Source organism: Streptomyces sp. NRRL F-525, from assembly GCF_000716605.1.
Taxonomy (GTDB): Bacteria; Actinomycetota; Actinomycetes; order Streptomycetales; family Streptomycetaceae; genus Streptomyces.
In genome coordinates this window covers 109,365-126,219 of sequence record NZ_JNXE01000026.1, presented here as the reverse complement: position 1 = coordinate 126,219, position 16,855 = coordinate 109,365, and the positions used below count along the sequence as shown (strand labels likewise).

The following is a 16,855-nucleotide window of genomic DNA, read 5'->3' as shown; positions in this document are numbered from 1 at the left end:
AAAACCCCCTGCTATGCGGTTCGACGCATGGAGTGGTTGGTCGTCGTCGATCCCTACGGAACCCGCGGCGGGAAGGCCCGTGGATGGATCACACGTGGGGGCCACTCTTTCGATGAACCGTTCATGCCAGGGGAACGCAAAAGTCAAGAGAAGCCCAAGGAACCGTCACCCGGGGCGAATTGGGGGCTTTTTTCCTTACGGGCGTGTAACGAACGACCAGGGATGCTTTACGAACGCGCTTTTGCGCCACGCTCCTTGAGCATGTCGGCCATCAACTGGATCTCCGACTGCTGCGCGTCCACCATCCCCTGCGCCAGCCGCTTCTCCACCCCCACCCGGCACTTCTCCACACACCCCTCGGCCATGTGGATACCGCCCTTGTGGTGGTCCGTCATGAGCTGGAGAAAGAGCACCTCGGCGGGCTTGCCGCTGAGCGAATTCAGCTTCTTCAGCTCGGTGTTGGTGGCCATCCCCGGCATCAGCGCGCCGTCCTTCCCGGACGCCATGTCACCCATGCCCATCCAGGTCATCGGCGGGTCGGCCGACACCTTCGGAAGGTTCCACAGGTCCAACCACCCCAGCAGCATGCCCCGTTGATTGGCCTGCGTCTGCGCGATGTCGTATGCGAGCCGCCGTACTTCCACGTTCTTCGTGCGGTCCCGCACGATGTACGACATCTCGACGGCCTGCTGGTGATGGACCGCCATGTCCCGCGCGAACCCGGCGTCCGCCGAATCGGCCGTAGGCGTGGGGGAGTTGCTCGACCCGCCGCCGTCCTCGGCGACCGCGTACGTGATCGCGCCGGCCGCGACGAGCGCCGTCGCCGCGGCCCCGGCGATCAGAGCCGCGGACCTCACTGCGACAGCCCGCCCGTGCACGCGGCGCCCGGCTCCGGCGTCTGGCTGCCCTGCACGAACTTCTCGAAGAACGTGTTCACGGCCGGGTCGCTCGCGCTCTTCACGGTCCGCTGGTGCCCCCACGCCGACAGCATGATCGGGTCCTTCTGGCTGTCGTACGGGCTCATCAGCGAGTACGGGGTCGACTTCACCTTCGTCGCGAGCGCCTTGATGTCGGCCGCCGGGGCCTTCTTGTTGTACGTCACCCAGACCGCGCCGTGCTCCAGCGCGTGCACCGCGTTCTCGTCCTTGACGGCCTTGGTGTAGACGTCGCCGTTGCAGTTCAGCCAGACCGGGTTGTGGTTGCCGCCGACCGGCGGGTGCATCGGGTACTTCACCGTGCCCGTGACGTGGGTGCGGCCCAGCGTGCCCTTCCACGTGTTCACGCCGTCCGCGCCGGCGACGAAGTGACCCGAGGCGGAGTTCTTGGAGTCGCTCGCCGAGCTGTCCTTCTTGCCGGACTGCGCGTGCACGACCGCGACCCCGCCGACGACGAGACCGGCGACGACCACGGCGCTCGCCGCGATCTTCACGATCTTGGTGCGTCGCTCGCGGGACTGCTCGGCGCGCCGCATCTCCTCGATGCGTGCCTTGCGCGCCGCGGTACCGGTGTTCTTGGCGGAACCCATGAGGTGTGTGTCCTTTTTGGGGGAAGGGACGGGAAGGGACGGGGACGGGCCAGGAAGGTCGGGCCCTGTTGATCGTAGTGGGGAGGAACACGTTCTCGTAGGGCGCCCACAGCAAAGTCAGGGGAACACCAGGGTCACCCCCGGACCAGGCATTACGAATGTCAGTCCGAGCAGGCAAGATGGTCAGGAGATGGGCAACAGCGCAGGACATCTGCCGTACGCGAGGCGTTCAGCCCGAGGTCGACCGGTCGATCATGGTCGGCAACGCGCACGAAATGGTGTTGTGGTGGGATGCTCAGGTGCCCGACCGCCTCCTGCGGTACGAGGACAGGCGGCCTGACCAGCAAGGATGGGGAAGCGGAAGATGGACAAGCAGCAGGAGTTCGTGCTCCGGACGTTGGAGGAGCGCGACATCCGGTTCGTACGGCTGTGGTTCACGGACGTGCTGGGCTTCCTCAAGTCCGTCGCCGTGGCCCCCGCCGAGCTGGAACAGGCCTTCGACGAGGGCATCGGCTTCGACGGCTCCGCGATCGAGGGCTTCGCCCGGGTCTACGAGTCCGACATGATCGCCAAGCCGGACCCCTCCACCTTCCAGGTCCTGCCGTGGCGCGCGGAGGCCCCCGGCACGGCCCGCATGTTCTGCGACATCCTCATGCCGGACGGCTCCCCGTCCTTCGCGGACCCGCGCTACGTGCTGAAGCGCGCCCTCGCCAAGACCTCCGACCTGGGCTTCACCTTCTACACCCACCCGGAGATCGAGTTCTTCCTCCTGAAGGACCGCCCCCTGGACGGCTCCCGCCCGACGCCCGCCGACAACTCCGGCTACTTCGACCACACCCCGCAGAACGTGGGCATGGACTTCCGCCGCCAGGCGATCACCATGCTGGAGTCGATGGGCATCTCGGTGGAGTTCTCCCACCACGAGGGAGCGCCGGGTCAGCAGGAAATCGATCTGAGGTACGCGGACGCACTGTCGACCGCGGACAACATCATGACGTTCCGCCTGGTCATGAAGCAGGTGGCGCTGGAGCAGGGCGTGCAGGCGACGTTCATGCCGAAGCCGTTCTCGGAGCACCCGGGGTCCGGGATGCACACGCACCTGTCGTTGTTCGAGGGCGATCGCAACGCCTTCTACGAGTCGGGTTCGGAGTACCAGCTCTCCAAGGTTGGCCGCTCCTTCATCGCGGGCCTGCTGAAGCACGCGGCGGAGATCTCCGCGATCACCAACCAGTGGGTCAACTCCTACAAGCGCATCTGGGGCGGCTCCGAGCGCACGGCGGGCGCCGGCGGCGAGGCCCCCTCGTATATCTGCTGGGGCCACAACAACCGCAGCGCCCTGGTCCGCGTCCCGATGTACAAGCCCGGCAAGACGGGTTCGGCACGGGTGGAGGTCCGTTCCCTGGACTCGGGCGCGAACCCGTACCTGGCCTACGCCCTCCTCCTCGCGTCCGGCCTCAAGGGCATCGAAGAGGGCTACGAACTCCCCCCGGGTGCCGAGGACGACGTCTGGGCCCTCTCCGACGCCGAGCGCCGCGCGATGGGCATCGAGCCGCTCCCGCAGAACCTGGGCGAGGCCCTGACCCTGATGGAGCGCAGCGACCTGGTCGCCGAGACCCTGGGCGAGCATGTCTTCGACTTCTTCCTGCGCAACAAGCGGCAGGAGTGGGAGGAGTACCGGAGCGAGGTCACGGCGTTCGAGCTTCGGAAGAACCTGCCGGTGCTGTAAGCGGGCCGGCCTCACCGCCCCGTCGGCAGTTTCCCGGTGATCGATCGGGCGACCTGGACCACCGTGTCGTGTGGCGCGGTGGTCGGGGTGGTCTCGCTGGGGGCGTCGGTCGCGAGGGTCACGACCCAGTTCCGGGATCCCGTGTTCCACACGACGAAGGTGAGCTGCTGCTTCGCCTGGGTCTGGTAGGCGGTTTCGCGGAACGCCTGTCGGCCCACGGCGTCCACCGTGTCGACCCGTACGTCGCGCATGCCGGCCGAGGTCGGGTTCGCGGCCAGGTTGTGGGCGGCGGAGAGTTCGGCGGCGTAGGTGCGGGACGCCGGGGTGAGGGACAGCGTCGAGCGGCCGTCGGCGGAGGTGTAGTCGCAGACGTCGGGGGCGGCGCCCTTGTTGGGGCTGACCCGGGCCGCGAGCCGGGCATCGGTGATGAGCCGCTCGGCGACGCCCTTGGTCAGTACGGTGCACAGCTTCGACGGCGGCAGCGTCTTCATTGAAGGCGTCGGACTGGGCGCGCTGGTGGCGGCCGCGGCCGCCGGCGTGGAATGGGCGGTGCTGTCGCACGCGGCCAGCAGACCGCAGGCGAGCACGGTGAGCGAACCGGCGGCAGCACGGAAGAGACGACGACGCACCATCATGGGGATCAGGTCCTATGGGTCGGGCGGAGCGACAAACGTGGAGACAGCCGAGGCACCTCGCCGTCCGGCCAGGTGCCTCGGCGGAAGCTGACCGGGGTCACTTCCAGACGTTGTACGTCCCGTAGTCGCTGACCTTGAGGTTGGTCGCCCAGCTGCCCCAGCGCTCGTCCGGGGACCAGGTGTACTCGTACGCCTTGCCGTTCGGGTTGCTCGGGCTCGGCAGGCACTTCGCGCCGGTGGTGTGGTAGATGCCCTTGTAGACGCCCTGCGTCCAGCGGCGCGTCACGACCTGGATCGGCTGGGCGAACTGCCCCGGGCTCAGGTTGGTCGTGAAGGTGTACGAGGTCGTGGTGGACCCGCTCTGGTTGTACGACGGGGTGAGGCTGGCCAGGTCGTTCCCGATGACGGGGATCGGGACCTTGATGCTGAGGCCGGCCGACCACTGCCAGCCCGTCGTCTTGGACTGCTGCCAGGCGTAGGAGCAGCTCGGGACGTTCCACGGGCACTGGAACGTCGGGCCGCGCCACACCCAGTCCTGCCAGGTGTTGTTCGCGTGCTGCACGGTCACCGACTGCGTCTGGTGGTCGGTGGACCAGTTGCCGGCGATGTCGTGCGACGAGTTGTCCGCGTTCCCCAGGCACTCCTGGCTCGCCGCCGAGGCGACACCGGGGGACGCGAGCAGCACCATCGGTGCCAGCGCCAGCGTCGCCAGCCCCATCCACTTCTTGCTTGTCTTCTTCCGCGTGACCACGGAATCCCCACTACGGCGCGTGCCGGCGTTGACCGTCACCCTTGTCTCCTCTGAGTCGTGCGCCGGCAGCGTGCGCCGGGCGTCTGACACCGAGACTCGACGCCGGGGAGTTGTTCGGACACCCGCTCCCCAGGGACCAATCAATTGCCTGACCTGCGCCTGGGGCACAGTTCACCCGCCCGTCACAACGCCGTCGCACTTCCGCCGGTCCGGCAGGGGCACTAGCCTCCCGCCAGGGGGTCGCATGGACGAGGATCTGATCAGCGACCGGCTTCTCGGGCGGGTCCGGCGTGACTTCCCGGATGCCGATGCCCGGCGCGGGATCCTCGGCGCGCTGCGGATCCTGGCCGTCGAACTGGAGGATTCACTGCAGAGCACGGAGCGGCTCCTGACGGCGGTCGTGGTGATCGCGGCCGGGGACGTCGACCACTTCCGGTCGGCGGTCCGGCTCGCGCGGACCGACTGGCGCGACCTGCTCATGGCGGGCGGGCTGGGCGACGGGGACTGGCCGAGGACGCTGGACGAGATGCTGGGCCCGGCTACGCGGTGACGGTTCGGCTACCGCACATAAGCCGGAGACACCGCCGCCCCGCTGATCAGCCGGGAGCTTCCGGTGCCGTCCGCCGGCACCTCGTAGAGATCCGCGCCGTAGTCCCCGGGCATGGCGTAGACGATCGTCCGGTTGTCGCGCCAAACGGCCTGGTCGTCCACGCTGCGCGCCTCGGCCAGCGGAGTCTCGCGCATCGTGCGGAGGTCGAGGACGTACAGATGCCAAGGGGCGTCCTTCGGGAGACCCTTGACGCGCTTCTTGAAGGCGATGCGTGTGCCATCCGGGGACAGGGACGGGCACTCGACGTTGGTGTGGAGCGTGGTGACGGTCCGGCCGCGCAGGTCGCCCCGCACCAGATACGTACTGCCCTTCGTCGCCAGCGTCGCGTAGAACGTGCGGTCGTCCGACGCGAAGGTCACGCCCCAGAAGTTGACGTCGGCGGAGTGGTAGACGTGGCCGTCCTTGATGATCCGGAACGACTCCAACGTCGGGATCAGCTTCCCCGTCCTCGTGTCCACGATCGCCGCCCGCGTCGAGAAATTCGTCCCGGCATACGAGTCGCCGCCCACGAACGCCGTCCACGCGGCGAAGTGACCCGTAGGGGATACCCGGGCACGGGAGGGGATGCCGGGGACGTCGTAACGGGCCGTCTCCTTGAGGTGGGCGTCCAGGATCAGCGCGCGGTACGTGTCCGTGACCGTGCCGTGGACCGCCTGGAGGCAGACCCCGGTGCCTGAACTGGCGTAGAAGCGGAGGCACTTGAGGCCGGAGGCGGTGCGGGGGCCGGCCGGGGTCGCGGCGGGGACCGTGGTGAGTTCGTCGCGGTGCGGGCCCCAGGCCATGTTGCGGAACACCATGGTGCCGGGTGTCGTGAGGGTGATCCGGCCCGCGGTGATCCTCGGGCCGCCGGGCTGGGTCTCGTTCCGCCGCTCGGCCCGGGCCGACGCGTGCAGGATCGAGGCCACCGCCACTACGGCGAGTGCGGCCACGGCGGCGACGAGGACCAGGACGCGGTTGCGCAGGGTCATGGGGCAGGCTCCAGAACTCGTCGGCCCGGGCGGAGAGTTGACGCGAACGCCGCGCAGACCGCCAGCGCCACCGCCGACGCCATGAGCGCCGTACGGTCGCCCCACAGCGTCCACGCCGCACCGAAGCCCAGCGAGCACACGAACCGTGCCGCCGCCTGGCCCGTCTGCACCAACGCGAGCCCCGACGACCGCAGTTGCTCCGGCACGCTGTCCGAGGCCGCCGCCATCAGCACGCCGTCGGTCGCCGCGTAGAAGGTGCCGTGCAGGAGGAGGACGGCGTAGGGGAGGGCCGTGCCGTGCCAGGACGTCAGCAATATGGCGTACGCGGTGAGGAGGGCTCCGTGGCCGCCCAGGAACACCTGCCAGCGGCCGACCCGGTCCGCGAGCCGGCCCAGGGGCACGGCCAGCAGCAGGAACGCCGCCGCCGTGCCCAGCGGCAGCAGCGCGAACCAGCGGTCGGGGACACCGAGTCGCCGTTGCAGCAGCAGGTACACGAAGGAGTCGCTGACCGTCGCGAGGCCCAGGAGGAGCGCGCAGACGGTGATACGGCGCAGGTCGCGACGGGTGAGGAGGGCGAAGGCGGCGCGGAGGGTCGGGCGTACGGCCGTCTCGTCTACGGCCCGCTCGTCTACGACCCTCTCCCGTACGGCGTTCTCCGTGCGGGGCGCGGCAGTTGGCGACGATCCCGGCACGAACAGCACCAGCACCAGGACGCCGACCACCGCCACGCAGAAGCTCACCGTGAACACCGCGTCGTAGCCGTCCACCGTCGCCCGGAGGATCAGGAACGCCACCAGCGGGCCGATCAGCGCGCCCGCCGTGTCCATCGCGCGGTGTACGCCGAAGGCACGACCCCGGTTCTCCGGGGCGGAGGAGAGGGAGATCAGCGCGTCGCGCGGTGCCGTGCGCAGGCCCTTGCCCGTGCGGTCGGCGGCGAGGATCAGGCCGATCGGGGTGAGGGTGTGGGCGAGCAGGAGGAGCGGTTTGCAGAGGGCCGAGATGCCGTAGCCGATGCCCGCGATCCACTTGTGGCGGCCGCCGCCCCGGTCGGCGAGGTGGCCGCCGGCCAGCCGGACGAGTGCCGAGAAGCCGTTGTAGATGCCGTCCAGGAGACCGAAGCCCAGCGGGGAGAGGCCGAGGCCCGTCACCAGGTACAGGGGGAGGACCGCGGTCACCATCTCGGACGACACGTCGGTGATCAGGCTGACCGCGCCGAGGGCGAGGACGGTGGGGGTCACGGCGGCGGACACCCGCGCCGTACTACGGGCAATACCCGTAGTACTTCCGGCACTTGGGTCGGCCTTGGCGCGGCTGTCCGCCACGTACATCTCAGGACGCCCAGATGCCGGTGATGTCGGCGGCCGAGGCCGCGTTGCCCGCGTGGGTGGTCAGGCCCTGGGAGTCCTCCAGGGTCCGCAGCAGGTTGTAGTGGTTGTACGTGGTCGAGGAGGTCGAACCCGCCTTCACCGGCTGGCCGTAGAGGACCGTCGGGATGCGGTTGCCGCTGAGCAGGTTGTCCTCGTCGAAGGTGACGACGAGCAGGCTGTTGTGGGTCTTGGCCCAAGTGGCGTACGCGCCAAGGTTGTTCTTCACCCAGGTGTCACCCGTCGCCACCGAGCAGTCGTGCATGTCGCTGCACAGGTTGGGGGTGACGAAGGAGATGTCGGGGAGGGTCGTGTAGTCCGTCGGGAACTGCGTGAACGTCTTCGCCGTGGACGTCGCGACGTTGGAGAAACCGAACCAAGGGTTGTGCTTACGCGCGTAGTTGCCGCTGCTGCACGTCGTCGAACCCTGGCTCGGCAGCGTCTCGTTGTAGCTCGCCCACGTGCCGCCCGCCGCCGTCACCTCGGAGGCGAGGTTCGCGGCCGAGGAGAAGCCCGCCGTGTAGCAACTGTCGCTGGTGATCCCCTGGGTGGAGCCGGAGAACAGCGCGAAGTAGTTCGGCTGGCTCGGGTGGGTGATCCCGTACGACTGGGTGAGGGCGGCTCCGCCGGTCGCCAGCGAGTTGATGTAGGGGGCACTGGAGGAGCCGATGACCTGGCTGTAGGCGTGGTTCTCCATCACCACGACGACCACGTGGTCCGGGGTCGGCACCCCGGTCGCGGCATGCGCGGTCGAGACGGTGCCGAAACCGGTCCAGACCCCGACGGCGGCTGCCGAGAAGGCGAGCGCGGACGCCATGACGGCGCGGCTGCGGCGGTACACGGAACTACCGGAACTACCGGAACTGTCGGGCACTTCTACCTCCGGGTGGGGGGAGGACGGGGGTGGCGGTGCGGACCGAGCATGCACACGCCAAAATGCCCGCATCCCACCGCTCCCAACCCGGCGGATGAAGAAGTGGTGAACTACTCCTGCAGCGCGGCCACTTGGGCCAGCACCTGGTGCAGCGGCTCGGCGGCCCGCTTCCGGTACTCCTGGATCGCCCAGCCGTTCCCGTCCGGGTCCTTGAAGTACATGAACGTCGCCCCGTCCTGCGGCGCGAACTGCACCGGCTCGCTGACCTCGAGCCCGCGCGCGGTCAGCTCGTCGTAGGCCGCCTTCGCGTCCTGCACGCACAGCTGCATGCCGTGGTACGTCCCCGGCTGCGGCGTCCCGGTCGGGATCTGCAACCCGTCGACCAGCGCGATCGAACACCCGGACCCCGGCGGTGTGAGCTGCACGATCCGTACGCCCTCCATCACCTCGCCGTCCAGATCCACGTGGAAGCCGACCTTGTCCCGGTAGAACTCCTTGGCCCGGTCCACGTCCGAGACCGGCAGGACGATCACTTCGAGGGTCATGTCCATGGCTTGACTCCTTTGTCAGGCACGTCTTTGTCAGGCGCGCACTCGAACCGCCACCGGGTCTGGCTGAACGGCTCCCCCTTACCGAAGCCGAAAACCGTGCGGGGCGCCACAGCGAAGACGTACGCGTACCCGGAACCGTGATGAAACGCCCCGTCCCGGACGTCGAAGCGCCAGAAGCTGCCGTACTTGGCCTCCCACGCGGCGGCCAGTTCCCGCAGCCGGTCCTCGTCCGTGACCCGCGCCGCCGCACCCTCGACGACCAGGTCGTACCCCTTGTCCCAGGTGCTCGTGCCGGTCGTCAGCACGACGTGCGGGTTGCCGTCGAGGTTGCGGGCCTTGCGCTCCTCGGGCCCGGTGCAGAAGTGCAGCGCCCCGGCCGACCACACCGCGGGCAGGGGCGTCACATGCGGCCGCCCGTCCGGCCGTACCGTCGAGATCCAGAACTGCTCGGCCGCCGCGAGCCGCGCCTCGGCCTCGGCCCAGTCGGTCGCGGTGGCCGCGGGGTCGCTGTAACGGGGGTCGAGACGAGTCCGGGGTTCCTTGTCGGTCATCGGCTACTCCCTGAGTCGTAGGTCGTCCCCTCTGTAGACCCCGTACTCCTCAAGAACTCATCGCCGTACGCCCCGGGGCCACCGCCCGCACCTGCGGTTAGGCTCGGGACGGTACGACCTAGATCCCGTACGACCTCCGTACGACCTGGGCCCGTACGACCCTGATCCGCACGACCCAGATCCGAGGGAGGCCGAGGATGACGGCGCCGGGGCGCAGAAGCAGCACCTTCACGCGACTGCTGCGGCACGGTTTCACCGATCCCTCGGCGGCCGAGCGGCTCCTGGAGAGCGCGGAGCTGGCGCCGATAAGGAACGACCCGGTCCTGCTGGAGGCCCTGGGCGCCACCGCCGACCCCGACCTGGCCCTTCAGGGTCTCGTACGACTGCTGGAGGCGCAGCCCGAGGACACCCCCCGCCGCGAGCTGCTGGACACCCTGATCGCGGCGAAGCCCTTGCGGGACCGGCTGCTCGGTGTGCTCGGCGCCTCCGCCGCCCTGGGGGACCATCTCGCCCGGCACCCGCGCGACTGGCACGCCCTCGTCATGTACGAGCCGCGCGACCTCCACCCCGGGGTGGAGGAGTTCGAGCGCGGCCTGGCCGGGGCCACCGACCCGGTCGCCCTGCGCGTCGCCTACCGCCGCTGCCTGCTGTCCATCGCCGCCCGTGACGTGTGCGGCACCACCGACCTCGCACAGACCGCCGCCGAACTCGCCGACCTCGCGACCGCCACCCTGCGCGCCGCCCTCGCCATCGCGAGCGCCGCCGCGCCCGACGACGCCGCGCTGTGCCGGCTCGCGGTGATCGCGATGGGCAAGTGCGGTGGCCACGAGCTGAATTACATCTCCGACGTCGACGTCATCTTCGTCGGCGAGGCCGTCGAGGGCGCCGACGAGGGCAAGGCGGTCCGCGCGGCCACCAAGCTCGCCGCGCACATGATGCGGATCTGCTCCGAGACCACCGTCGAGGGTTCGATCTGGCCGGTCGACGCCAACCTCCGCCCCGAGGGCCGCAACGGCCCGCTCGTCCGCACCCTCGCCAGCCACCTCGCCTACTACCAACGCTGGGCGAAGACCTGGGAGTTCCAGGCCCTGCTCAAGGCCCGCCCGGTGGCCGGCGACCTCGCGCTCGGCGCGGAGTACGTCGACGCGCTCGAACCCCTCGTGTGGAAGGCCGCCGAGCGCGAGAACTTCGTCACCGACGTGCAGAAGATGCGCCGCCGGGTCGTCGAGAACATCCCCGCCGCCGAGATCGACCGCGAACTGAAGCTCGCCCCCGGCGGCCTCCGCGATGTCGAATTCGCCGTCCAGCTCCTGCAGTTGGTGCACGGCCGCGCCGACACCTCGCTGCGCAGCGGCACCACGCTCGTCGCCCTGGAGGCCCTCGCCGCCGGCGGCTACGTCGGCCGTGAGGACGCCGCCCGCCTCGACGACGCCTACCGCTTCCTGCGCACGATGGAACACCGCATCCAGCTCTACCGGTTGCGCCGTACCCACCTCGTCCCCGTCGAGGAGGCCGACCAGCGCCGCCTCGGCCGCTCGATGGGCCTGCGCACCGACCCCGTCGCCGAGTTGAACCGCGAGTGGAAGCGCCACGCCACCGTCGTACGCCGCCTGCACGAGAAGCTCTTCTACCGTCCGCTGCTCGACGCGGTCGCCCAACTCGCCCCCGGCGAGACCAGGTTGAGCCCGCAGGCGGCCCGAGAACGCCTGGTCGCCCTCGGCTACATCGACCCGGCCGCGGCCCTCCGCCACATCGAGGCCCTCGCCTCCGGCGTCACCCGCAAGGCCGCCATCCAACGCACCCTGCTGCCCGTCCTGTTGGGCTGGTTCGCGGACTCCGCCGACCCGGACGCGGGCCTCCTCAACTTCCGCAAGGTGTCCGACGCGCTCGGCAAGACCCCTTGGTACCTACGGCTGTTGAGGGACGAGGGCGCCGCCGCCGAGAACCTCGCCCGCGTCCTCTCGGCCGGCCGCCTCGCCCCCGACCTCCTCATGCGCGCCCCCGAAGCGGTCGCCCTCCTCGGCGACGGAGACGGCGGCAGCGGCCTCGAACCCCGCGAACGCGCCCACCTGGACCAGGAGATACTGGCCGCGGTCGGCCGCGCCGACGACGCCGTCCAGGCCGTCACCTTCGCCCGGGGCGTCCGCCGCCGCGAACTCTTCCGTACGGCCGCCTTCGACATCGTCGGCTCCTACGGCACCGAGACCCAGCCCGCCGAGGCCGACCAGGGCGCCCTCGTCGACCGGGTCGGCGGCGCCGTCTCCGACCTCACCGCCGCGACCCTCGCCGGTACCCTGCGCGCGGTCGTCCGCGCGGGCTGGGGCGACACCCTCCCCACCCGCTTCGCCGTCATCGGCATGGGCCGCTTCGGCGGCCACGAACTGGGCTACGGCTCCGACGCGGACGTCCTGTTCGTGCACGAACCCCGCGAGGGCGTGCCCGAGCGGGAAGCCTCCGAGGCCGCCAACAAGGTCGTCTCCGAGATGCGGCGGCTCCTCCAAGTCGCCAGCTCCGACCCGCCGTTGCTGATCGACGCGGATCTGCGTCCCGAGGGCAAGTCGGGCCCGCTCGTACGGTCGTTGAACTCCTACGAGGCGTACTACCGCCGGTGGTCGCTGGTCTGGGAGTCGCAGGCGTTGTTGCGGGCCGAACCCGTCGCCGGGGACGAGGAGTTGGGGCGTCGTTTCATCGAGCTGATCGATCCTCTGCGGTATCCGGCGGAGGGGCTCGGGGATGACGCGGTACGTGAGATCCGACGGCTCAAGGCTCGTATGGAGTCCGAGCGGTTGCCCCGCGGGGCTGACCCGACTCTGCATACGAAGCTGGGGCGTGGGGGGCTCTCCGACGTCGAGTGGACTGTGCAGTTGATGCAGTTGATGCATGGGTGGGCTGAGCCGGGGTTGCGGACTACGCGTACGCGGGCGGGGCTTGCGGCGGCGTGCGCCGCTGGCCTGATCTCCGGGGAGGATGCTTCTACGCTGGACGAGGCTTGGGTGTTGGCAACTCGGGTTCGTAACGCGGTGATGTTGGTGCGGGGACGGGCCGGGGACACGTTTCCTTCTGATCCGCGTGAACTGGCTGCCGTGGGGCGGTACTTGGGGTACGGGCCGGGGCATGTGGGGGACATGCTGGATGACTATCGGCGGACTACTCGGCGGGCTCGGGGTGTGGTGGACGTGTTGTTCTACGGGGCCTGAGAGGGTTGTTTTTTGGCTGACCGTCGGTGGGGGCTGGGCGCGCAGTTCCCCGCGCCCCTAAAAGCAAAAGCCTTCGCTGAGCGGCGCCTTGTAAGGGCGACGCTCACCAGAACTACCGCCATGCCTGCCATCACCCGCAGCCCCACCCTCTCGTCCAGCAGCACCGCGCCCAGCGTCACCGACACAACTGGCAGTAGGTATCCGACCGTTGCCGCGCTTGTCGCGCCCTCGTCTGCGATGAGGCGGTAGTTGAGGTAGAAGGTCACGCCTGTGCCCAGGACGCCGAGGGCGGTCACCGCCAGGAGGGCCGTCAGGTCGGGGTGTAGCGGACCGGCGGCAGGTAGGGCGAGGGTCGTCCACGCTGTTGCCGCCATCAGTTGGGCCGCCGATGTCGCCAACGGTGCCTGGCCCGTGGTGAGTTTGCGGGCCATGTACGCGAAGGCGACGGCGTAGCTCGCGGCGGCTCCCAGGAGGGCGAGGGCGCCCCAGGTGAGGAGGCCGGAGCGGTGCCAGGGGGCGAAGATCAGGAGTGTGCCGGCGAAGCCGAGGAGGAGGCCGGTCAGGCGGGTTCGGCTCAGGCCGCGGTCGGTGCCCAGGGTGATGCCGATCAGCAGGGACCACAAGGGAGTTGTGGCGTTCAGGACGCCTGCGATGCCGGAGTCGACGGTCTGTTCGCCGACGCTGAACAACGCGAACGGGACGGCGTTGCAGAACAGGGCGGCCACCGTGAGGCGGGCCCAGGTGGCGCGGTCTCGGGGCAGGCGCTGGCCGGCCCCGCGAGCCAGGGCCAGTAGCACGAGCGTGCCCAGGGCGCAGCGGGTGATCGTGATCTGGGCGGGGGAGAGGCCGTGGTTCAGGGCGAGTTTGATCCACAGGAAGCCCGAACCCCAGAGGAGTGCGAGCACGGCCATGCGGGCTGTCGAGGCGGGCTGCATGGGTCCACGGTCGGGCAGCAGACCGTGCAGGACAAGCGAATGATTCTACAGTTACTGTTAACCTGTGCTACATGCTTGATGTGCGACGCATGCAGGTACTACGGGCTGTGGTCGGGTGCGGGTCGGTCACCGCTGCGGCGGCCCGGCTCGGGTATACGCCCTCCGCCGTCAGCCAGCAGGTCGGGGCGCTGGAGAAGGAGGCCGGGACCGCGCTGCTTGAGCGGGTCGGGCGCGGGGTGCGGCCCACGGCTGCCGGGCTGCTGCTCACGGAGTACGCGGACGCGATCGGGCGGCAGGTCGCCGAGGCGGAGACGGCGTTGGCGGATCTGGTGGCCGGGCGCACGGGACGACTCGCGGTCCGCTACTTCGCCACCGCCGGTGCCGCCCTGGTCGCCCCCGCCGTGGCCCGGCTCCGTGCCGAACACCCCGGAGTCCAGCTGGAGTTGAAGCTCACCGACCCTGACGATCCACTGCCCGAGGTGAAGGAAGGGCGGGCGGATGTCGCGCTGGTGGTCGGGGCGACCGGGGCGTCAAAGGCGCACGAGGGCGTACGACTGGTGAAGCTGCTCGACGATCCGTACCTCGCCGTACTGCCCAAGGGGCACCGGCTGGCCGCGCGGCGAAGCGTGGAGCTGAGCGAGCTGGCCGAGGAGCCGTGGGTCGGCAGCGAGTGGCCCGGGCCGTGCCTCGACGCCCAACTCGACGCATGCGAGGCGGCGGGGTTCCGGCCGCGGTTCGCGGTCCAGAGCGAGGACTACGTGACGGCTCAGGGTTTCGTCGCGGCCGGCCTCGGGGTGACCCTGATCCCCCGACTGGGGCTCGGCAGCCGCCACCCCGACGTGGTCGTACGGGTCGTAAGGGACCCGGAGCCCGTACGAACCATCCACGCAGCCATCCGGGAGACGGCACCGCCACAGCCGGCCCTACAGGCGTTCCTGCGGGCGCTCCGGGACGCGGCGACCGAGGGCTGAGCGGGGCGGCCGGAATCAACCGCAGTACGGCAGCCCCCTAAGGGGCGCGGGGAACTGCGCGACCAGCCACAACGGCGCGGCACCCGAACGACGACCCATTCCGGTCCCGCAGCGGAGCGCTCACGCCTTCGTGGGCAACCAGGCCCCGCTCGCCCCCCGCACCGCCACCGTCCTCGGCAGGGCATACGGAAACGCGCCGTACCAGACGCGGGAGACAGCGAAGCCGAAGGCGAGGCAGAGCATGCCGCCCACCGCGTCCAGCCAGAAGTGGTTGGCCGTGGAGACGATGACCATCAGGGTCAGGGCAGGGTAGAGGAGGCCCAGGATGCGGACCCAGGGGAGCTTCGCCAGGGTGAAGATCGTCAGGCCGCACCACAGGGACCAGCCGATGTGCATGGACGGCATCGCGGCGTACTGGTTCGACACGTGCTTCAGGTCGCCCGACGCCATCGAACCCCAGGTCTGGTGGACCATGACCGTGTCGACGAAGTGGCCGCCGTTCATGAGGCGCGGCGGGGCCAGCGGGAAGAAGTAGTAGCCGACCAGGGCCACGGCCGTCGTCGCGAAGAGGACGAGGCGCGTCGCCGCGTACCGGCCCGGATGGCTGCGGAACAGCCACACCAGGACACCCAGCGTCACGATGAAGTGCAGTGTGGCGTAGTAGTAGTTCATCCCGACGATCAGCCAAGTCACCGAATTCACGGCGTGGTTGACCGACTGCTCGACGGCGATGCCGAGATGGTGCTCCACACGCCAGATCCAGTCGGCGTTCCGCAGCGCCTCGCTCTTCTGCTCCGGGACCGCGTTGCGGATCTGTGAGTACGTCCAGTAACTCACCGCGATCAGCAGGATCTCGAACCACAGCCGGGGCCGGCGCGGAGTCCGCAACCGGCGCAACCGGCGCAGAAAACCCTGCCCCGCGGCGTCCGCGACGGGGCTCGGAACGGCTTCTTCACGGCCTTCCAATGTCGTCACGGTGGTCTCACCCATAGACACAAAGTCTGCCAGAAAAGGCTTCCGCGACCGATCATCCCTTGGTCGGGTCCGGCTCGCATGTTCTACGACGAGGAGAGTCCCCTGACTACAACCAGCGCACTGGATCCGGCCGCGTTTCCTCCCCCTTAGGGACGATTCCGGGAGGAGTCAGTGACGGTTTCGGTCCCCGGGCGCCGACGCCGTCGACCCGCGCACCACCAGTTCCGGCATGAACACGAACTCGCTGTGCGGGGCAGGCGTCCCGCCGATCTCCTCCAGCAGCGTCCGCACCGCCGCCTGTCCCATAGCCGGCACCGGCTTGCGGATCGTCGTCAGCGGTGGATCGGTGAACGCGATCAGGGGGGAGTCGTCGAAGCCCACCACCGACACGTCCTTGGGTACGTCGAGCCCCCGCTGCCGGGCCGCCCGGATCGCGCCGAGCGCCATCATGTCGCTCGCGCACACAATCGCCGTACAGTCGCGGTCGATCAGCGCGGCGGCCGCGGCCTGCCCGCCCTCCAGCGTGTACAGCGAGTGCTGCACGAGCCGGGTCTCCACATCCTCGGCGGTCAGGGCCAGTTGGTCCTGCATCGTGCGGACGAAGCCCTCGATCTTGCGTTGTACGGGTACGAACCGCTTGGGGCCAAGGGCCAGTCCGATGCGGGTGTGCCCGAGCGAGACGAGGTGCGTGACCGCGAGGGTCATCGCGGCGCGGTCGTCGGGGGAGATGAACGGCGCCTGCACCTTCGGCGAGAAGCCGTCCACGAGCACGAACGGCACGCCCTGCGCCCGGAGTTGCTCGTAGCGCTGCATGTCCGCGGAGGTGTCCGCGTGCAGCCCGGAGACGAAGATGATGCCCGCGACGCCCCGGTCGACGAGCATCTCCGTCAGCTCGTCCTCCGTGGAACCGCCCGGGGTCTGGGTGGCGAGCACCGGGGTGTAGCCCTGCCGGGTCAGTGCCTGGCCGATGACCTGCGCCAGGGCGGGGAATATCGGGTTCTCCAACTCCGGTGTTATCAGGCCCACCAGGCCCTCGCTGCGCTGCCGCAGCCGTACCGGACGTTCGTAGCCGAGCACGTCGAGCGCGGCGAGGACGGACTGACGGGTGGTGGCGGCGACGCCAGGCTTGCCGTTGAGGACGCGGCTGACGGTCGCTTCGCTCACCCCCGCCTGGGCGGCGATGTCGGCAAGCCGTGTGGTCACGGGAGTGGACTGTACCGGC

16 protein-coding genes are annotated in these 16,855 nt (G+C 69.7%); 4 read left to right on the top strand and 12 right to left on the bottom strand.

From position 1 onward, the window contains the following. Positions 1–227: 227 nt before the first annotated feature. Entirely contained in the window at positions 228–857 is a 630-nt protein-coding gene (locus tag OO69_RS31495) for a DUF305 domain-containing protein (protein WP_033284278.1), read from the bottom strand. Then, positions 854–1,525 carry a DUF3105 domain-containing protein gene (locus OO69_RS31490; RefSeq protein WP_033284244.1) on the bottom strand — a complete coding sequence of 224 codons (672 nt, stop codon included), beginning with the start codon at positions 1,523–1,525 and terminating at the stop codon, positions 854–856. The genes OO69_RS31495 and OO69_RS31490 overlap by 4 nt, the downstream gene beginning before the upstream one ends. Positions 1,526–1,889: 364 nt before the next feature. Here OO69_RS31490 and glnA point away from each other — a divergent pair, with 364 nt between their 5' ends. Beyond that, the gene (gene glnA / locus OO69_RS31485) at positions 1,890–3,251 is read left to right on the top strand and encodes a type I glutamate--ammonia ligase (RefSeq protein WP_033284243.1); all 1,362 of its coding nucleotides are present in this window, start codon (positions 1,890–1,892) and stop codon (positions 3,249–3,251) included. A gap of 11 nt (positions 3,252–3,262) precedes the next feature. Here the strand turns inward: glnA and OO69_RS31480 are convergent, their stop codons facing one another. Together OO69_RS31480 and OO69_RS31475 are read right to left on the bottom strand one after the other, a co-directional pair. Beyond that, on the bottom strand, positions 3,263–3,886 hold the full coding sequence (locus OO69_RS31480) for a hypothetical protein (RefSeq protein WP_033284242.1): 624 nt from the start codon (positions 3,884–3,886) through the stop codon (positions 3,263–3,265). Between the two features lie 97 nt (positions 3,887–3,983). Then, positions 3,984–4,676 (bottom strand): hypothetical protein, encoded by a 693-nt coding sequence (locus tag OO69_RS31475; protein WP_033284241.1) that lies wholly within the window; start codon positions 4,674–4,676, stop codon positions 3,984–3,986. A 205-nt stretch (positions 4,677–4,881) separates the two neighbouring features. Between OO69_RS31475 and OO69_RS31470 the strand changes: the two genes are divergently transcribed. Beyond that, positions 4,882–5,187, top strand: a complete 306-nt coding sequence (locus OO69_RS31470) for a hypothetical protein (RefSeq protein ID WP_033284240.1) — start codon at positions 4,882–4,884, stop codon at positions 5,185–5,187. A gap of 8 nt (positions 5,188–5,195) precedes the next feature. Here OO69_RS31470 and OO69_RS31465 read toward each other — a convergent pair whose 3' ends face one another. The 5 genes from OO69_RS31465 to OO69_RS31445 all read right to left on the bottom strand — a co-directional run bounded on the left by OO69_RS31465 (position 5,196) and on the right by OO69_RS31445 (position 9,555). Further along, entirely contained in the window at positions 5,196–6,215 is a 1,020-nt protein-coding gene (locus OO69_RS31465) for a TolB family protein (RefSeq protein WP_033284239.1), read from the bottom strand. After that, entirely contained in the window at positions 6,212–7,543 is a 1,332-nt protein-coding gene (locus OO69_RS31460) for an MFS transporter (protein WP_078652643.1), read from the bottom strand. Before OO69_RS31460 ends, OO69_RS31465 begins: the two co-directional genes overlap by 4 nt. 1 nt (position 7,544) lies before the next feature. Beyond that, positions 7,545–8,420, bottom strand: coding sequence for an alkaline phosphatase family protein (locus OO69_RS31455; protein WP_420707919.1), 876 nt, complete (start codon positions 8,418–8,420; stop codon positions 7,545–7,547). 143 nt (positions 8,421–8,563) lie between these two features. After that, positions 8,564–9,004 (bottom strand): VOC family protein, encoded by a 441-nt coding sequence (locus OO69_RS31450; RefSeq protein ID WP_033284237.1) that lies wholly within the window; start codon positions 9,002–9,004, stop codon positions 8,564–8,566. Then, positions 8,995–9,555, bottom strand: a complete 561-nt coding sequence (locus OO69_RS31445) for a pyridoxamine 5'-phosphate oxidase family protein (protein WP_051801308.1) — start codon at positions 9,553–9,555, stop codon at positions 8,995–8,997. Before OO69_RS31445 ends, OO69_RS31450 begins: the two co-directional genes overlap by 10 nt. A 197-nt stretch (positions 9,556–9,752) precedes the next feature. Between OO69_RS31445 and OO69_RS31440 the strand changes: the two genes are divergently transcribed. Next, positions 9,753–12,752 (top strand): bifunctional [glutamine synthetase] adenylyltransferase/[glutamine synthetase]-adenylyl-L-tyrosine phosphorylase, encoded by a 3,000-nt coding sequence (locus OO69_RS31440; protein WP_033284236.1) that lies wholly within the window; start codon positions 9,753–9,755, stop codon positions 12,750–12,752. Here OO69_RS31440 and OO69_RS31435 read toward each other — a convergent pair. After that, complete coding sequence (locus OO69_RS31435) at positions 12,740–13,687, bottom strand: DMT family transporter (RefSeq protein ID WP_033284235.1); 948 nt, start codon at positions 13,685–13,687, stop codon at positions 12,740–12,742. The two genes, OO69_RS31440 and OO69_RS31435, sit on opposite strands and share 13 nt — an antisense overlap. A gap of 71 nt (positions 13,688–13,758) precedes the next feature. Here OO69_RS31435 and OO69_RS31430 point away from each other — a divergent pair, with 71 nt between their 5' ends. Beyond that, complete coding sequence (locus tag OO69_RS31430) at positions 13,759–14,658, top strand: LysR family transcriptional regulator (protein WP_033284234.1); 900 nt, start codon at positions 13,759–13,761, stop codon at positions 14,656–14,658. A gap of 120 nt (positions 14,659–14,778) precedes the next feature. On the opposite strand, the gene OO69_RS31425 is transcribed toward OO69_RS31430, so the two are convergent. Further along, positions 14,779–15,648 carry a phosphatase PAP2 family protein gene (locus tag OO69_RS31425; RefSeq protein WP_033284233.1) on the bottom strand — a complete coding sequence of 290 codons (870 nt, stop codon included), beginning with the start codon at positions 15,646–15,648 and terminating at the stop codon, positions 14,779–14,781. A 153-nt stretch (positions 15,649–15,801) separates the two neighbouring features. Continuing rightward, positions 15,802–16,836, bottom strand: a complete 1,035-nt coding sequence (locus tag OO69_RS31420; protein WP_033284232.1) for a LacI family DNA-binding transcriptional regulator — start codon at positions 16,834–16,836, stop codon at positions 15,802–15,804. Positions 16,837–16,855 lie beyond the last annotated feature (19 nt).

Excerpts from the sequence above, each read along its gene's own strand:
- OO69_RS31460 (WP_078652643.1), bottom strand. The coding sequence starts at position 7,543 with ATGTACGTGGCGGACAGCCGCGCCAAGGCCGACCCAAGTGCCGGAAGT.
- OO69_RS31430 (WP_033284234.1), top strand. The coding sequence starts at position 13,759 with ATGCTTGATGTGCGACGCATGCAGGTACTACGGGCTGTGGTCGGGTGC.
- OO69_RS31470 (WP_033284240.1), top strand. The coding sequence starts at position 4,882 with ATGGACGAGGATCTGATCAGCGACCGGCTTCTCGGGCGGGTCCGGCGT.
- OO69_RS31425 (WP_033284233.1), bottom strand. The coding sequence starts at position 15,648 with ATGGGTGAGACCACCGTGACGACATTGGAAGGCCGTGAAGAAGCCGTT.
- OO69_RS31450 (WP_033284237.1), bottom strand. The coding sequence starts at position 9,004 with ATGGACATGACCCTCGAAGTGATCGTCCTGCCGGTCTCGGACGTGGAC.
- glnA (WP_033284243.1), top strand. The coding sequence starts at position 1,890 with ATGGACAAGCAGCAGGAGTTCGTGCTCCGGACGTTGGAGGAGCGCGAC.
- OO69_RS31435 (WP_033284235.1), bottom strand. The coding sequence starts at position 13,687 with ATGCAGCCCGCCTCGACAGCCCGCATGGCCGTGCTCGCACTCCTCTGG.
- OO69_RS31445 (WP_051801308.1), bottom strand. The coding sequence starts at position 9,555 with ATGACCGACAAGGAACCCCGGACTCGTCTCGACCCCCGTTACAGCGAC.
- OO69_RS31490 (WP_033284244.1), bottom strand. The coding sequence starts at position 1,525 with ATGGGTTCCGCCAAGAACACCGGTACCGCGGCGCGCAAGGCACGCATC.
- OO69_RS31465 (WP_033284239.1), bottom strand. The coding sequence starts at position 6,215 with ATGACCCTGCGCAACCGCGTCCTGGTCCTCGTCGCCGCCGTGGCCGCA.
- OO69_RS31480 (WP_033284242.1), bottom strand. The coding sequence starts at position 3,886 with ATGATGGTGCGTCGTCGTCTCTTCCGTGCTGCCGCCGGTTCGCTCACC.
- OO69_RS31440 (WP_033284236.1), top strand. The coding sequence starts at position 9,753 with ATGACGGCGCCGGGGCGCAGAAGCAGCACCTTCACGCGACTGCTGCGG.